The 14,899-nt window shown below is 66.1% G+C and carries 15 protein-coding genes; 8 read left to right on the top strand and 7 right to left on the bottom strand.

The features are described 5' to 3' along the window. The first annotated feature begins 19 nt into the window (after positions 1–19). The 4 genes from F3087_RS08820 (at position 20) to F3087_RS08805 (ending at position 4,588) form a co-directional block, all read left to right on the top strand. Complete coding sequence (locus F3087_RS08820) at positions 20–793, top strand: 2OG-Fe(II) oxygenase (protein ID WP_150401351.1); 774 nt, start codon at positions 20–22, stop codon at positions 791–793. Then, on the top strand, positions 793–1,512 hold the full coding sequence (locus F3087_RS08815; RefSeq protein ID WP_150401350.1) for a tRNA-dependent cyclodipeptide synthase: 720 nt from the start codon (positions 793–795) through the stop codon (positions 1,510–1,512). Before F3087_RS08820 ends, F3087_RS08815 begins: the two co-directional genes overlap by 1 nt. Further along, positions 1,509–2,951 (top strand): MFS transporter, encoded by a 1,443-nt coding sequence (locus F3087_RS08810; protein ID WP_150401349.1) that lies wholly within the window; start codon positions 1,509–1,511, stop codon positions 2,949–2,951. Before F3087_RS08815 ends, F3087_RS08810 begins: the two co-directional genes overlap by 4 nt. 101 nt (positions 2,952–3,052) lie before the next feature. Further along, positions 3,053–4,588, top strand: a complete 1,536-nt coding sequence (locus F3087_RS08805) for a sugar porter family MFS transporter (RefSeq protein ID WP_150401348.1) — start codon at positions 3,053–3,055, stop codon at positions 4,586–4,588. Between the two features lie 51 nt (positions 4,589–4,639). On the opposite strand, the gene F3087_RS08800 is transcribed toward F3087_RS08805, so the two are convergent. Then, positions 4,640–5,095, bottom strand: a complete 456-nt coding sequence (locus F3087_RS08800; RefSeq protein ID WP_150401347.1) for a hypothetical protein — start codon at positions 5,093–5,095, stop codon at positions 4,640–4,642. A gap of 37 nt (positions 5,096–5,132) precedes the next feature. Next, positions 5,133–6,554, bottom strand: a complete 1,422-nt coding sequence (locus F3087_RS46490; protein WP_396897544.1) for a helix-turn-helix domain-containing protein — start codon at positions 6,552–6,554, stop codon at positions 5,133–5,135. Between the two features lie 162 nt (positions 6,555–6,716). Here F3087_RS46490 and F3087_RS45855 point away from each other — a divergent pair, with 162 nt between their 5' ends. Further along, entirely contained in the window at positions 6,717–7,703 is a 987-nt protein-coding gene (locus F3087_RS45855) for a hypothetical protein (protein ID WP_191093859.1), read from the top strand. An 11-nt stretch (positions 7,704–7,714) separates the two neighbouring features. Beyond that, positions 7,715–7,900, top strand: coding sequence for a hypothetical protein (locus F3087_RS08785; protein ID WP_150401346.1), 186 nt, complete (start codon positions 7,715–7,717; stop codon positions 7,898–7,900). Positions 7,901–8,006: 106 nt separating this feature from the next. On the opposite strand, the gene F3087_RS08780 is transcribed toward F3087_RS08785, so the two are convergent. From F3087_RS08780 to F3087_RS08770, 3 genes are read right to left on the bottom strand one after another with little or no spacing between them, the layout of a single operon-like run. After that, positions 8,007–9,413 (bottom strand): DHA2 family efflux MFS transporter permease subunit, encoded by a 1,407-nt coding sequence (locus F3087_RS08780; protein ID WP_223884930.1) that lies wholly within the window; start codon positions 9,411–9,413, stop codon positions 8,007–8,009. Continuing rightward, positions 9,410–9,613, bottom strand: a complete 204-nt coding sequence (locus F3087_RS08775; RefSeq protein ID WP_150401345.1) for a hypothetical protein — start codon at positions 9,611–9,613, stop codon at positions 9,410–9,412. The genes F3087_RS08780 and F3087_RS08775 overlap by 4 nt, the downstream gene beginning before the upstream one ends. Continuing rightward, the gene (locus tag F3087_RS08770; RefSeq protein ID WP_223884929.1) at positions 9,610–11,040 is read right to left on the bottom strand and encodes an amidase; all 1,431 of its coding nucleotides are present in this window, start codon (positions 11,038–11,040) and stop codon (positions 9,610–9,612) included. The genes F3087_RS08775 and F3087_RS08770 overlap by 4 nt, the downstream gene beginning before the upstream one ends. An 80-nt stretch (positions 11,041–11,120) precedes the next feature. On the opposite strand from F3087_RS08770, the gene F3087_RS08765 reads away from it, so the two are divergent. Then, positions 11,121–11,513, top strand: a complete 393-nt coding sequence (locus F3087_RS08765; RefSeq protein ID WP_150401344.1) for a helix-turn-helix domain-containing protein — start codon at positions 11,121–11,123, stop codon at positions 11,511–11,513. 247 nt (positions 11,514–11,760) lie between these two features. Further along, on the top strand, positions 11,761–12,072 hold the full coding sequence (locus tag F3087_RS08760) for a hypothetical protein (RefSeq protein ID WP_150401343.1): 312 nt from the start codon (positions 11,761–11,763) through the stop codon (positions 12,070–12,072). Here F3087_RS08760 and F3087_RS08755 read toward each other — a convergent pair. Both F3087_RS08755 and F3087_RS08750 read right to left on the bottom strand, forming a co-directional pair. After that, on the bottom strand, positions 12,059–13,228 hold the full coding sequence (locus F3087_RS08755) for a CaiB/BaiF CoA transferase family protein (protein ID WP_150401342.1): 1,170 nt from the start codon (positions 13,226–13,228) through the stop codon (positions 12,059–12,061). The two genes, F3087_RS08760 and F3087_RS08755, sit on opposite strands and share 14 nt — an antisense overlap. Before the next feature lie 48 nt (positions 13,229–13,276). Then, positions 13,277–14,503, bottom strand: a complete 1,227-nt coding sequence (locus F3087_RS08750) for a cytochrome P450 family protein (protein WP_150401341.1) — start codon at positions 14,501–14,503, stop codon at positions 13,277–13,279. Between the last annotated feature and the right edge of the window lie 396 nt (positions 14,504–14,899).

Below are 14,899 nucleotides of genomic sequence, written 5' to 3'. Positions count from 1 at the left end.
GCCAGCTCTCGGAGACCGCGTGTTGGACACCACCAGGCAAGAATTCGACCATGCGTCGCTGACCGCGCTGTTGAACGGCGACGTGCACGCGGTCAGACTGGCCGGATTCGTCCGGCCCGACGCACTCGACCACTTACGCAAGGCGTTCGTCGGCAGACAGGATCACGGGCCGCTGGCCACCGACCCGCAGTTCCGGCGGATCGGGCACGCGTTCTCCGAAACCAGCACCGAGGCCGGACGTGGGGCGTACTTCGACGAGGCGCGCCACAATATCGACCGATTGCGCGATATCGCCTCGCCGTATTCCTATCCCGCGGATGACATTCGGCTGCTGCTGGACGAGATCTGGCCCGCCGGAGCGAGTTTGCTCCGGCGCAACGGGCAGGCGTTCTTCGCCGGCGTCGCGCGCTACCAGCTCGCGGGAGTGGATCTCGAGCCGCACACCGACAACGTGGGGCGAAACCTGCCGGAGGACTTCGAGATTCGGATCGTCCGCCAGCTCTCGGTCAACGTCTACCTCGACGTGCCGGACCGGGGCGGCGAATTGGAGATCTGGGACGACTATCCCGGCGAAAGCGAGTATCGAGACCGCTCCGGCGACCGGGTCTACGGCATCGATCGCGCGGCCGTCGGCGAGCCCGCGCTGGTCATCACGCCGCAGGTCGGCGACGCGATCTTCATCGATCCGCGCCGGGTGCACGCGGTCGCGCCGTCGCAGGACCGCCCGCGCATCACCATCGGGTTGTTCATCGGGGTCAGCGATCCGGCCGAGTCGTTGAAGGTGTGGAGCTGATGACAACGACCACGCTGCTTTCCGCGTCGCACAAGGCCGCCTACGACCTACGCTCGGACGGCATCACCACCGACGGACGCTCCACCGTGCTGCTGGTCAGCGTGGGTGCGGACTATCACGAGGGCGAAAAGCTCGCGGCCACCATCGATCTGATCAATCGGTCGAACTTCGGCCGCTGCGCGATCGCGGTCGCGGATACCCTGCAACGCCACAACCTCAGCGGCGGAACCGATATCGATCGGCACGCGCGGGCGCGCATCGCCGGTGACCAGTGGATCGCCCGCAATATCGGCTACCTGGACCAGATCGATTGCCCGACAAACATATTGCGCTGGGACTTCGCGCTTTCGCATCCGCGCTACGGCGATCTATACGACGCGATCGAGCATGCCTACGAGACCGACGAGCCGTATCGTCACGCGATCGACAGCACCATCGATCGGTTCATCGAGCGGCGGCTCTCGCGCGAACCGGACGTCGATCAGGAGTCGGTCCGGAAGTCTTGCCGCGCATATCTTTTAGAGGAATGCCCGATCATCATGCCACTGTGGGCGCACGAGGGTTTCGACTACGTGATCTACCCGCAGAAGATCTCCGCCGCGATGGGGCGCACGCGAGAACTCTTCGTCGAGCCGGAGCACCCGGACCGGGTCGCGTGGTTGCCCTTGCGGTTCAAGAAGCGCAAGTCGGCGTTGAACAACGCGGAGGGCGACCGATGACCGTCGAGATTCCCGCGCGGCGGCGGGTGATCGGGTTCACCGGATTGGCGGTGGCGTCGTTTCTCGGCTGCATCGACCTGACCATCGTCACCACCGCGCTGCCCGCCATCGGCGCGGATCTGCGAGCGGGAGCGTCGAATACGGAGCTGACGCTCGGCGTCTTCCTGATGGCGTTGTCCATGTTCATGGTGATGGCGGGGCGGGTGGCCGATCGGCTCGGCCGGCGGAAGGTGTTGCTGTTCGGGCTCGCGCTGTTCGTGGTCGCGTCCGCGGGGGCGGCGGTGTCGTGGTCGATCGGGGTGCTGCTCGTCGCGCGGTTCGTGCAGGGCGCGGCCTGTGCCGTGCTGTACACGAGTACGTCGACGTTGGTGGAATCGCTTTTCCCGCAGGGTGATCGGGGGAAGGCGATCGGATGGCTGTACTCGGTGAACGGGCTCGGGCTGGCCATCGGTCCGGTGCTCGGTGGCCTGCTGGTGCCGAGTCTCGGTTGGCAGTCCATCTTCTGGATCAACATTCCGCTCGGCATCGCGGCCTTGATCGCTATCGCGCTCGCGGTTCCGCGGGCGCAGCCCGATACCAGCGGCGGGACCGATTGGGCCGGACAGGTCGTGGTCGCGTTCGCCGTGGTTTCGGCCGTCGGCATCTTCGTCCTGGGCGACCTGCGCGGCTGGCTGTCGCCATGGGTACTGATCGCCGCGGTCGTGCTGGTCGCGGCCGTGGCGGTCGGGATCGTGGCGGAGCGGCGGGCGGCGAATCCGTTGATCGACCCCGCGCTGTTCGGTAATCGCCGATTCGTGGCGGCGATCGTGTCGGATTTCTCGCTCGGTTTGTGCTATGCCGCTGCGCTGCTGGTGATTCCGACGTATCTGACGCAGGGTCGGGACTTCGATGTGCGGCAGGCGGGATTCGTGCTGCTGCTCGTCAGCGGGACGCTCGCGCTCTCGTCGCCGGTGACGGGCCGGTTCGTCGATCGGTTGGGCGCACATTCGTTGCTGCCGTGGGGATTCGGGTTGCTGGTGCTCGCGGGAGCCGGTATCGCGTGGTCGGCGTTCGGTGACCAACTGGCGGTACTGTTCGTCGCGCTGGTCCTGTTCGGTGGCGGCTGGGCCCTGGTGCTCGGCCCCGCGACCGTGCTGGCGATTTCGACCGTGTCGCCGACGCGGTCCGGATTCGCGGTCGGCGCCTCGTGGACATTCCACAATCTGGGCGGCGCGATCGGGGCGGCCGTGGCCACCGTGGTGTTCGGACATATCGACCTCGGGCGTGCGCAGGAAGTCGGCGACGCGACCGGCAGAGTGGCCTCGATCATCGCGATTACCAGTCTGGTGGCCGCGATCGTCGTGGTCGCATTGACTGCCGGACGGGCCGAAAAGGCGGCTGACGCCCGGTCAGCGGCGGAACTGTCAATTCCCGTCGAGGCGGGGACAACCAGCTCATAAAACCGATAAACCACGCATTCGACTAAACGCGAAAGTAATTCTGTTCACAAACAAGACCGCTAAGTTTGCGCAGCTGGTTCCGGCACTATCCACTGGAGCGCATGCCCACCGAGAATACGACGATAACCAGGCGCCGGAGTTTCCTCCCGCGGCTGCGCCGTCGCAACCTCGATGGCTACGAGATGGTCGTCTCCGCGCCGGAGAAACCGACGGCGGACGAAAACCAGAGCGCCGACCGCAATGTCGTCATCGTGGCCCTGTTCGCCGCGCTCGGCGGCATGCTCTACGGCTACGACACCGGCATCATCTCCGGCGCGCTGCCCAAGATGTCGGCGCAGTGGGGCATCGACCACACCCGTCAGGAGATCCTGACCGCCGCGATCCTGGCCGGTGCGGTGATCGGCGCGCTGGTCGGCGGTTCGCTGTCGAAGACGCTAGGCCGGCGCAAGACCATCTTCATCATCGCCTGCGTGTTCGCCGTGGGCGTCGTGGCCTGCGCGCTCGCGGTCGACGCGTGGATGATGACCGCCTGCCGCCTGTTCCTCGGCCTCGCCGTCGGCGCCTGCTCGCAGATCGTGCCGACCTACATCGCCGAACTCGCGCCGCCGCACCGCCGCGGTGCGATGGTCACCTTCTTCAACATCGCGATCGGCATCGGCATCTTCCTCGCCAACCTGGTCAGCGTGGTCGCGGCCGGCGAAGGCACCGCTAAGCCGAGCAGTGACTGGCGCTGGATGATCGGCATCGCCGTCATCCCCGCGCTGGTGCTCGCCGCCGCCATGCTGCAACTGCCGGAGACGCCGCGCTGGCTCATCGACAACGGGACGGTCGGCAAGGCCAGGGTGGTGCTGCGCTGGATGCGCCCTAACCGTTCGGCCGCCGTGGACGAAACCCTGAAGATCTGGGCGATCTCGCAACAGGAGCAAAAGGATTCGCGCGGCGGCTGGGCCAACCTGACCCAGCGCTGGGCTCGCCCCGCGCTGGTCGCCGGCCTCGGCATCGCCGCCTTCACCCAGCTCTCCGGGCTGGAGATGATGATCTACTACTCGCACACGATCCTCGGCAGCGCAGCCGGTTTCAGCACCGGACTGGTCGTCTGGTCCGGACTCGGCATCGCCACCGTCTACCTCGTCTTCACCGCGGTGGGCGAACGCCTCGTCGACAAGGTCGGCCGTCGCCGCCTGATGCTCCTGCTGATTCCCGGCGCCACCACCTTCCTGTTCGGCTTCGGCCTGCTCTTCGTCCTCACCGACCACCCCAACCGCTACCTCACCCTCGCCCTGATGCTCGCCTACATGGCCTGCAACGCCGCCGGCCTGCAAGCCGTCGGCTGGCTCCTCGGCTCCGAGCTCTACCCCCTCAGCATCCGCGACCGCGCCACCAGCCTGCACGCCGTAGCCCTCTGGGGCTCCAACCTCGTCCTCACCCTCACCGCCCTCAGCACCATCGACACCCTAGGCCTAGGCCCCGCCTTCATCCTCTACGCCGCCTTCAACCTCCTCTCCCTCCTCTTCGTCTACTTCTTCGTCCCCGAAACCAAAGGCCACTCCCTGGAAGACATTGAACAATCCCTCCGCAACGGCACCTTCAAACCCCTACACGGCAACATCGGCACCCACGTTTCTCCATCGCAGTAACCCAGCGATCCTCTTTGGCTTAGGTAGTCAACTGGCTCGCGGTATCGAGACCTAGCCCCGCGCAGCACCTTCGGGCCACACAATCTCCACCGGAACACCTCTCGTGTTCGCCAGCTCTACGACTGTGCCCGTCCCACCCTTTTCGCTGGCTCCGCCATCCCACACAGCTACCAGTCGGTCGCACGAGGAGAGCATCGATTCGTTCGCCGCCTCGTACGCCTCCCTACCCGCGTCCTCGAAATCCATAACGTGAACAGTCTCCGCGGCACCGATCAGCCGATCGAACAGCTCCGCATGATCCGCCTTCACCTTCCGCTCACGATAGTTCCGCGAGGGCAGCACAACCTCGAGCCGGCCTCCGGCATCGAGGACAGCCCGAGCGAACACCGAGTCAGCGCCACGCGCAATGCAGCTGACGCCCACCAGCCCGGCGGAATCCACACGCTCGGTGAGCAGCTTGCTGATCGCGTCGTACACCAGCGGTGCGGTGTCTTCGGTGATGTTCATGTGCCCGGTAACCCCAATACGCACCACTCAGCTCCTCCTACGCTGTCGCGAGCAACAACGGTTTCATTTGACCGCGCAACTCGGCAACCCGACCGACCTGCACGAACTGTTCCGTCGCGCGATACACCTTGATCAGCTTCTTCTGCACCCGGTCCGACGCTGTCTTGCCGACCGCTTCAACGGCAGTCTCCCCGATCCGGCACGCCTCCTCCACCTCGCCCTCGATGAGCCGGGCCTCCATCATTCCCAACTGATCCAGCGCGGCACTACGTCGTCGACCAGGACGGCGCAGCTGGATCGCGTGGTCGATCTGCTCGGCCGCTGCAGTGGCGAACGCGGGTTCTCTGCGCGCCATTTCCAACAGCCGCCCGCCGAGTGTGCCCGCCAGCTCTGCGGCATCGAAGTAATTGATCCAATACGGATCGGCGCTCGGATCCGACTCACTGAGGGCTTGGTGGGCTCGATCGCCGGCTCGGTGAAACGCGGTGGGCCGCCCCAATTTCCCGAATGCCCACGCTTCCCGTGTGTGAAGCATCGCACGCGTCGTCGCCGTGATGCGGTGGCCGAATTGGTCTTGCGCGAGCCGGATCAGTTCGAGCGCGTCCATGGCTCGCTCGCGCTCCACGCTCTCGCGCCCGGCTGCTAGCCCGTAGTGATCGAGTGAGAGAAGCTGGCGAGCCATACCGGCTATGGCGTTCGCACACAACGCCGGGTCGTCGGCTTCCTTCGCCGCGCGAACTGCCATGGCGTAGTACTGCTGTGCCTTGCTCTGGCGGCCCGAGTCCCACGACATTGTCGCTGCGGTCTCCGCGAGCAGCGCCTTTGTTCTGGTCAGACGCCGTTTGATCTCGGGCGGGTGGGAATCCCGCAGCAATTCGTTCACCTCGCTGAGCTGACCGATCACGGCCTTGCGGCGCAGACCGCCACCGAACTGGTCGTCCCATTCGCGGAAGATTCGGGCCGCGTTCTCCAACTCGACTGCCTCTTGGAAGCCGACCCCGACGGCCGTGACTCTGGGTGGCGTCACCTCCGCAGACGACAGCAACCATCGTTCCAGCGGTTCGAGAAGGTGCGTTCCTACGACAACACCGAGCAGGGCTCGGCCGACTTGGCGTCGATCCAAGGTGAGGTCCTCTCCGATAAGGCTGTCCACGACCGCGGTCGATTCCGCAGTCCAAATACCTGGAACCCACAGGGCAACAACGGGGTCGGTGGGATCGTCGGCGAGTTGGCTTTCAACTGCGGCGCCGAACCGGGCACGTTGTTCAGCTGTCGCGCGGGCCAGCATGGTGTCCAGGATGGCGGCGCACTTGTCGCCGAGCACGATGGCGCCGCCGCGGTGCTTCCATTTCGTCACCGTGCTCTTGGCGATTCCGGCACGGCTCGCGAACCGTTTCTGCGTGAGCCCCAGCGCTTCTCGCAAGGCCGTGGCTTCGGTACCGGTCCATTTGACCTGCATACCCAACATTCGCTCCCTGTAGTGGCCTGGGCTACCACGAGTGGACCAGAGTAGACCGCCGGTTAGACCAGCGTAGACCGAAAACCCCTTCCGACGTGCTCAAACAGGCGCGATGGTGGTACCGGCCCCGACGCCGGGCAGAGGGAGTTCCCCCATTGGCACATGACCGACATGCGTTGTGAGCCGCCGGTCGGTGTGCACGCCTCCTCGGCGTCGGGTGCTTTCCAACCGACGAGCGAGCAGGAGGCGCAAGCGATGGGTTCGGACGATGAACTGCGTTCACCGTTGGGGGTGACACCGCAGCAGCACTACTACGCACGGCGGTACTTCCTCGAGCGCCAAGGCACACCCGAAGAGGTCGCCGAGTTCTCGGCCGGCGGGCCACCGCCACCCAAGAAGGCGGACGGGGTAACCGGCAAGATCCTGTACTACGAGGCGAACACACCGACCCTCGAAGTGTTCGCCGGGCTGCTCACCGAGATGGAAACAGCCGGCTGGATCACCAGCGAAGTTCGAGGGAAGGTCGCGGAACTGCCGCGCGCAGAAGGCATCGCCGAGCTGAAAGCTCGCATGGTCGAACGGGATTCCGACGAACGACAACAAGCGGCCGGAGGGCCGCACGGGAGTACCGGGCGCGCACAGGAGTACCGGGCGCGCACAGGTTGCTCAGGCAGAAGAGAGGTCGGGAAACCCATGATATCTCGTTGTAACGCAATCATTTTCGCGGGATTACTCGGCTCCGCCATGCTCGGCATCACACCTGCCGAGGCCATGCCCAATGCACACCCCGAGTTCGTCTCCGCCAAGTCTTGCGGGTTTGAATTCACATACAGCCGACCATCGGTCTACCCACCGATGATTACCGGTAACGGCATCGCCCAGTGCGACGCGCCACCCGACGAGCACATCTTGACTCTAGCGCTGGAATACCAGCAGGGCAGCAGGTGGGAGACTGCCACCTACATCACCGATTCGGTGATTCCGCCGGGTCCGCCGAATTCGAGGTCGTACGAGGTGCGCGCAGCCTGTTACGCGGGAACCTGGCGTGTCAGTATGAGCGTGACCGGCCGCCTGCAAGGCAACCCGTTCGTGTTCAGCGACCGCTCGGCGACGCGTGACGTGCCGACCAGCCAATGCCCGAGCCGATGAAAGGACTCCAGATGTCAGACCCCATTGATGTGACCAAGTCCCGGGAACTGCGAGACAGGATCCAGCCGATCTACGAGGAAACAGTCGCCCTGCTCGGCGCCGAGCACGCGGCGGCGGTGTCACTACAACAGGCAGCAAACGAACTCGCCGCCGCGGCACCCGCCCCTCGACGCTATGGCGACTATGACGCGAGCTGAGATGCCATGAGCGCCCCGGTCTATCACACGGCGGGGCAAGCGCTCATCGACGCCGGGCGTATGCGGCCGGACTCCGCACGGAAGCGATGAGCGGCAGTCGTGAACACTATTGCGCCAGTCCCCTTTCCGACCTATCGCGAGGCATTGTCACCAGTGCGACGAGGCCGGCGGCGGTTAGGCAGAGGGCGCAGGTGGCGAAGCTGGGGGCGTAGCCGGCGGAGAGGGCTATGGCGGAGAGGGCGGCTAGGCCTACTGCGCCGCTGGTTTGGCGGACGGTGTTGAGGACGCCGGCGGCTAGGCCGTTGCGGTCGGGTGGGACGCCGTTGGTGGCGGCTACGGTGATGGGGGTGAAGGCGGCGGCGGTGCCGTAGCCGAGGATTGCGCCGCATATCAGGACTGTCCAGAAGTAGGACGCGTCCAGGGCGATGCAGATGGCGGTGCCGGCCAGGCCGGTGGCGCTGACGGCGCAGCACAGGACTGTGGCGGTGCGGACGCCTAGGCGGACGGTCAGCCAGCCGGCCGAGCGGGAGCCGGCGGTCATCGCGACGCCGACGGGTAGGTAGCCGACACCGGCCAGGAGTGGTGAGAAGCCGTGGACGTCTTGCAGATACAGGGCAAGCAGGACGGGGCTGGCGAGGAAGCCTGCACCGACCAGGAACATCACCGCGTTGGCGCTGCTCACCGAGCGGATGCGGAAAACGTCGAACGGCAGGATCGGGTCTGCGGCCCAATAGGTTTGGTGAATTCCGAAGATTCCCAGCAGTGCGAAACCGCCGAGTAGTGCGCCGAGCACGCCGGAGTCGGTCCAGCCGACGGCGGCCGAGCGCATGATCGCCAGCACCACGCCGGTGATGCCCGCGGTGACGAGCAGTGCGCCGACGATGTCCAGGCGCATCCGCGGGGCCGCCGAAACCTGCGGTGGCAGTACGAGAATCGCACCGACCATACCGATCACACCCAACGGTGCGAGAACGAAGAACACCCAACGCCATCCGGCCAGTTCGGTGAGCAGTCCGCCGACCACGGGACCGCTCGCGGCACCCGCGGCACCTACCGCACTCCACAGCGCCAACGCGCGGGCTCGCGCCGCCGGTTCCACGAAAGCCGTTGTCAGCATGGACAATGTGACCGGCATCAGCAGCGCACCACCGAGCCCTTGCACCGCCCGCGCCGTCAAAAGAAATGCCGGAGAATCCGCCAACCCGACGGCCACCCTGGCCACGGTGAATATCCCCATCCCCACGAACATGATTCGCCGACGGCCGAACACATCCGCGCACCGCCCGCCGAACAGCAGGCAACCCGCGAAGGCGAGGGTGTACGCGTTGACCGCCCACGGCAACGCGGCGGGCGTGAACCCGAGGTCGGCGCGCAGATCGGGCAGGGTGACCGAGACGATGGTGGCGTCCATGATGACGGAAAACGATCCGATGCACGCCAGGATCAAGACCAACCGTTGCGGTTCCCAGCGTTGGATCCGGTCGCGTGCCCGGTCTGCCAGCATCGCGCTCATCGATCCCACTCCTCGACACGAGCAGACGCGTGAAACCGCGTCGCGGGATCGACGTATCGTGCCGCGGGCACGGCGTAGAGGGCATCGATCGCGGCGCGATACGCCAGGTAAGTTGTTGCCAGACCGGCGATCTCGGCCGAATTCGCAGGCAGCCCAGCAGAGTTCAACAGTGTGCGGATGATTTCCGAGGACTCGTTCATGCCGCCACCGCCCCATAGCCCTGGGGCAGTTGCCGATGCCATTCGGTGCGCTGCTGAAAAGCATCACCGACCCGCAGGATCATCGCCTCACCGAACGCGGGCCCGGCGATCTGGAGCGACAACGGCAGCCCGGTCGCGCCGAACCCCATCGGCATCGCCAGCACCGGGTTACCGAGCCCGTTCCAGTAGGGCGTGTGCACGTTCACGAAAAGCTCTGCGTCGTCCTGGAATCCTGCCGCATCGACCACTTCGTCGAAGCGCGGCGCACCGACCGACGCCGTCGGACCGACCACCACGTCGAACCGGTCGAACAACTCCCCGATCGCCGACTGCGCGACCCGCCGGACCCGTTGCGCCTGAACATAATCGGCACCCGACACCAGCGCGCCCTTCGCCAGCAACCCCCGCGACGACACGAAATAGTCGTTCCACCGCTCAGCCAGCGCGGCCCGATGGTAGGCAAGTCCCTCACAGGTTGCGATCACGAGCGTCGCCGTGATGGTTTCCGCCCAGTACGGCAGGACGACCTCTTCGAGTTCAGCACCGCACGCCGCGAGAACATCTATCGCACTGTCGAATACACCAGCCAAACCAGGATCGGAGCCGTCGGGAAAATGCGCCCGCCGCACCACTCCGACACGCAACCCGGTGAGATCCGCAGGCCCAGCTTCGAACTCACCGATCGCGAGTCCGCCGGCATGCGCAGCGACGCTGTCCGGATCACTCGGATGCGGACCGGCGATCATCGCCAGCACCGCCGCACAGTCCGCCGCGGTCCGCGCCAACGGCCCGACCCGATCCGCGCTGTAACCCAATGGCACACAACCGGATTTCGGCACCCGGCCGAAGGTCGGCATCAACCCCGTGACCCCGCAGAACGCCGCGGGCATCCGAATACTCCCCGCCGTGTCCGACCCGAGCCCCGCCGGAAACAACCCCGCCGCGATCCCCCCTGCCGTACCCGAACTCGACCCACCCGTCCACCGACTCCGATCCCAAGGATTGCGCGGCAACGGAAACGGTTCGGGAGAACTCGGCACCCCACACGCGAACTCCATCGTCGTGGTCTTCCCGGTGAAGATCGCGCCCGCCCGCCGCAACCTGGCCACCACCGGCGCATCCCGCCCCGCGCCCCACGCGCGATCGTGCACCGAACTCTGCGCGGTGGTCTCCCCGTCGGCCACCGCGATCGTGTCCTTCACCGCGACCGGAACGCCGTGCAAAACACCTCGATCGAGGCCACGGGCCCGCTCCTCGTCGGCCGCCCGGGCCCGCCGCCTGGCCTCCTCATCGAACCGGGCCAGATAAACCCCCAGCTCACCATCGTGCCGATCGGCCCGCGCGATCGCGTCCTCGACCAGCGCGACACTGGTCGTCTCCCCCGCCCGCAACGCACGGGCCGCAGCGACAACGGAATACAACTCCACTGACAACTCATCCTCCAGGTCGAACGAACAAAGTTAGGGTTACCTTGCCTGTTCAACCCGGGTTGAGGTCAACTAGAAGAATGCAGCTGACCCCGATCGCCTCCGTCGTGGACCACTTCGACATCCCCCTGTCCACGCTGCACTACTGGGAACGCCGCGGCATCCTCACCGCCCACCGTCGCGGCGGTCGCCGCTGCTACGACGAGGACCAGCTCTACCGCATAGCCCTGATCAAGCAGTGGCAGACCACCGGCCTGATGAGCCTCGACGAGATCGTCACCCTGCTCACCGCCCGCTCCACCACCGCCGATTGGCGCGGCACCGTCAACACCCACCTGTCCGCCATCGAAACCCGCATGCGCGAACTCGAAAACGCCCGCCACTACCTGCACTGGCTCCTCACCTGCTCGCACGACGGCGACTTGGAACAGTGCCCCGGTTATCGAGCCTCCGTCACCCTGCCGGAACAGTAAGAACGTCGTTGCGGAAATTCCCCCGATAAACCATCGAACGATCCTCCGTCCATGATCAGGACGTGATCAGCTCGTGATTGACCGTGATATGCCAGTTAACGCCATCTGAAGTCGATTTTAGAATTCGGCTCGCGGCTCGTGGAATGTCACCACAAGTTCTACCTTGGACCTGGGATCGACACCCCGTTGATACCGACGAGATGGACCGAATCAGGCTTCCTCGCCTCGCGCTCCTGGAGGAATTCACATGGCGCTCTATGTCACCGAATGGTCGATCACCAGTGACGCAAGCCCGGAATGCGCGTCGCGCATCACCCACCGCGGGCGGCCCGCGTGGCGGTTGAGCTGGCTGCCCGACCGGGCCCTGACCCTCGAACAGGCCAGGGCCGGAATGGAACTCGACGAACTGCTGAGCGATCCGGAAAACGTGAACGACTACGCCGCCATGGCACGGGCGGACGCCTGCGCGGCCACGATCGGGATGCTGCGCGCGCACGTGGTGATCCTGCTGGCCCGGCGCATGGCCGCGCGGCTGCCGGTGGCGCTCAAGGCGAGCTGACGCCGTCGGGATCCGCGTCCAGCCAGGCCCGGATTCGATCGGTGCCCGAACCCAGCTCGGGTGGCGCATCGGTGTAGCGAACCGGATTGCGGGACAACGTGATCGGGTTGGCGACCAGCGGCGGCAGCCCGGTGTCGGCGGGGATCCGCGGCTGCAGTCCGAGCCGGTCGGCGAGCGCGAACGCGCCCGCCATGTCGTTGACCGGCCCGCACGGGACACCCAATGGCGTGAGCAGCGCTTCCCAGTCCGCGGCGGTCTTGGTCGTCAGAATGCCGCCGAGTTCGGCCGCCAGAACCTCGACATGCGCGACGCGCGTGGCGTTGTCGGCGAACCGCGGATCGCCGGCCAGCCGCTCGGCCCCGATCGCCCGGCACAGCGTCGCGAACTGGCCGTCACTACCGACCGCCAAGACCAACGGCCGATCAGCGGTCGGAAACACCTCGTATGGGGCAATGGACGGATGGCGATTGCCGAGCATCGACGGCACCACCTCCGCCAGCGCATACGCCGCGCTCTGGTTCACCATTCCGGCCAGCAGACTCGACAGCAGGTTCACCTCGACCAGCTGCCCCTCCCCGGTCGCGTCCCGATGCCGCAGCGCCGCAAGCACTCCCACCGTCGCGTGCAATCCGGCGAGCACGTCGACCACCGCGACCCCGGTCTTCATCGGCTGCCCCTCCCCGGTGATGCTCATCAACCCGCCCGCCGCCTGAATGAGCAGATCGTAACCGGGCAATTCGGCGCCTTTATCTCCGCCGAACGCGGACAACGAGCAATAGACGACCCGCGGATTCAGTTCCTGAACCTCTGGATAAGACAGCCCGAACTTCGCCATCGTCCCCGGGCGGAAGTTCTCCACCACAATGTCGGCCCGCCGCACCAATTCTCGCGCGTACCGCTGTCCTTCCGCGCTCCGCAGATCGAGAGCAACCGACGTCTTGTTCCGATTCACCGACTGGAAATAGGTGGCCTGCCCACCCGCGAACGGCGGCCCCCACCCCCGCGTGTCGTCCCCCGCGCCCGGCCGCTCCACCTTGATGACCTCGGCCCCCAGATCGGCCAGCATCATCGTCAGGTAGGGCGCGGCCAGAATCCGCCCGAAGTCGGCGACCACAATCCCGGCCAGCGCGCCCACCGCTCGTTTCTCGTCCGTCATACCGCCACTCCACCACGAGCCGCGGTCGACGGGCGATCACACCCCGGTTTACCCGTGCAACCGCACCGGCAGCGTGACCAGGCCGCGGATCAGCAGACTGGGCTGCCATGGCAGCGGGTCGGTCTGCGGCGCCAGGGCGAGCTTCGGGAAGCGTTGCAGCAGTGCGGAAAACGCGATCTCCGCCTCCAGCCGGGCCAGTGGAGCGCCGACGCAGAAGTGGATGCCGTGCCCGAACGCCAAGTGCCCGGCGGGATCACCGGCCAGGTCGAGCTGGTCCGGGTCGTGGTACCGGGCGGGATCGCGGTTCGCGGCGGCCAGCGAGACGTAGACGAACTCGCCCTCCGGGATCTCGACGCCGCCGACCTCGACGGGCGCCGAGGTGTAGCGCACGGTGGCCCAGTCGACCGGGCTGCCGTAGCGGAGGAACTCCTCCACCGCGGCGGGCATCCTGGACGGATCCTCGCGCAGGTCACGGAACTGGGATTCGTTGTGCAGCAGTGCGTATGTGCCGTTGGCGATGAGGTTGACCGTGGTCTCGTGGCCCGCGATCAGCAGCAGGAACGCCATGGCGATCAGTTCGTCCTCGGTGAGCTCGTCACCGTCCTCGCGCGTCTGCGCCAGCCCGGAGAGCAGATCCTCGCCCGGGTCGGTGCGCTTCGTCTGCACCAGCGCGGCCAGGTACTGCGCCATCTCGTCCGCGCATTGCTGTCGGTCGGCGGGGTCGCCGCCCACCCCGACCATCACCTTCGTCCAGCGCTGGAAATCCTCGCGATCGCTGAACGGCACGCCGAGCAGTTCGCAGATCACGGTGACCGGCAGCGGCACCGCGAACGCCTCCAGCAGGTCGACCTCGTCGTGCCCGGCCATCGCGTCGAGCAGCCCGGCGGTGATCTCTTCCAGCCGCGACCGCAGCGCCGCCACCCGGCGAGTAGTGAACGCCTTGTTGATCATCTTGCGTAGTCGCGTGTGGTCGGGCGGATCGGTGTTGAGCATGTGGCCGCTGACCGCGCTGATGGCCAGCGAATCCTGGTTCTCGGTCGGCATTTTCTTGCGGAACAGCTCGACGATGCCGGCCAGGCTCTTGTGCATGCGCGGATCGGCGAGCACCGCCCGCGCCTCCGGGTATCCGATGATCACCCACTGCGGTATGCCACGCGTGAATTGAACCTGGAGCACCGGGCCGCGCTCGCGCCACCGGCGGTAGTACGCCTGCGGGTCGTCGAAGAAGTCCGCACCCACCTGCTCGATCTGATCTTGCGCCTCGGTATCGGCCATGCCGCCCTCCCTGCATTTCGCGACCGGGACCGGCCGCGCCCACCCGTGAACCACCGACGAGCGGCCCACGTCAACCACCGTACCGAACCGACCGCCCGAACTCCTTGCGTAACTGACGGATTGACGTCGATGCACGAGCAGTGGCCGCCCCGCGAATTGCGCGCCCAATTCACCCGAAAGACCGTCGGACCGAATGACCGACGGCGACGCTCCCAACCACTTTATGGTTACGCCTGACCCACGCAGGCAAATACATCGCGTGAATAACATAGGTCTAACGAATACCGTTGCACTGCTTCATGTTTCGTCGTCATAGATTCGAGACGCCGAGCCCATAATCGCTGGATAATCGACACCGATCCCACCTCGCCCGCACTCTGGCCTTTCCGGAAAACC

This window comes from Nocardia colli, assembly GCF_008704205.1.
GTDB classification, from domain to species: domain Bacteria; phylum Actinomycetota; class Actinomycetes; order Mycobacteriales; family Mycobacteriaceae; genus Nocardia; species Nocardia colli.
This window is presented reverse-complemented; position numbering and strand designations above follow the sequence as displayed.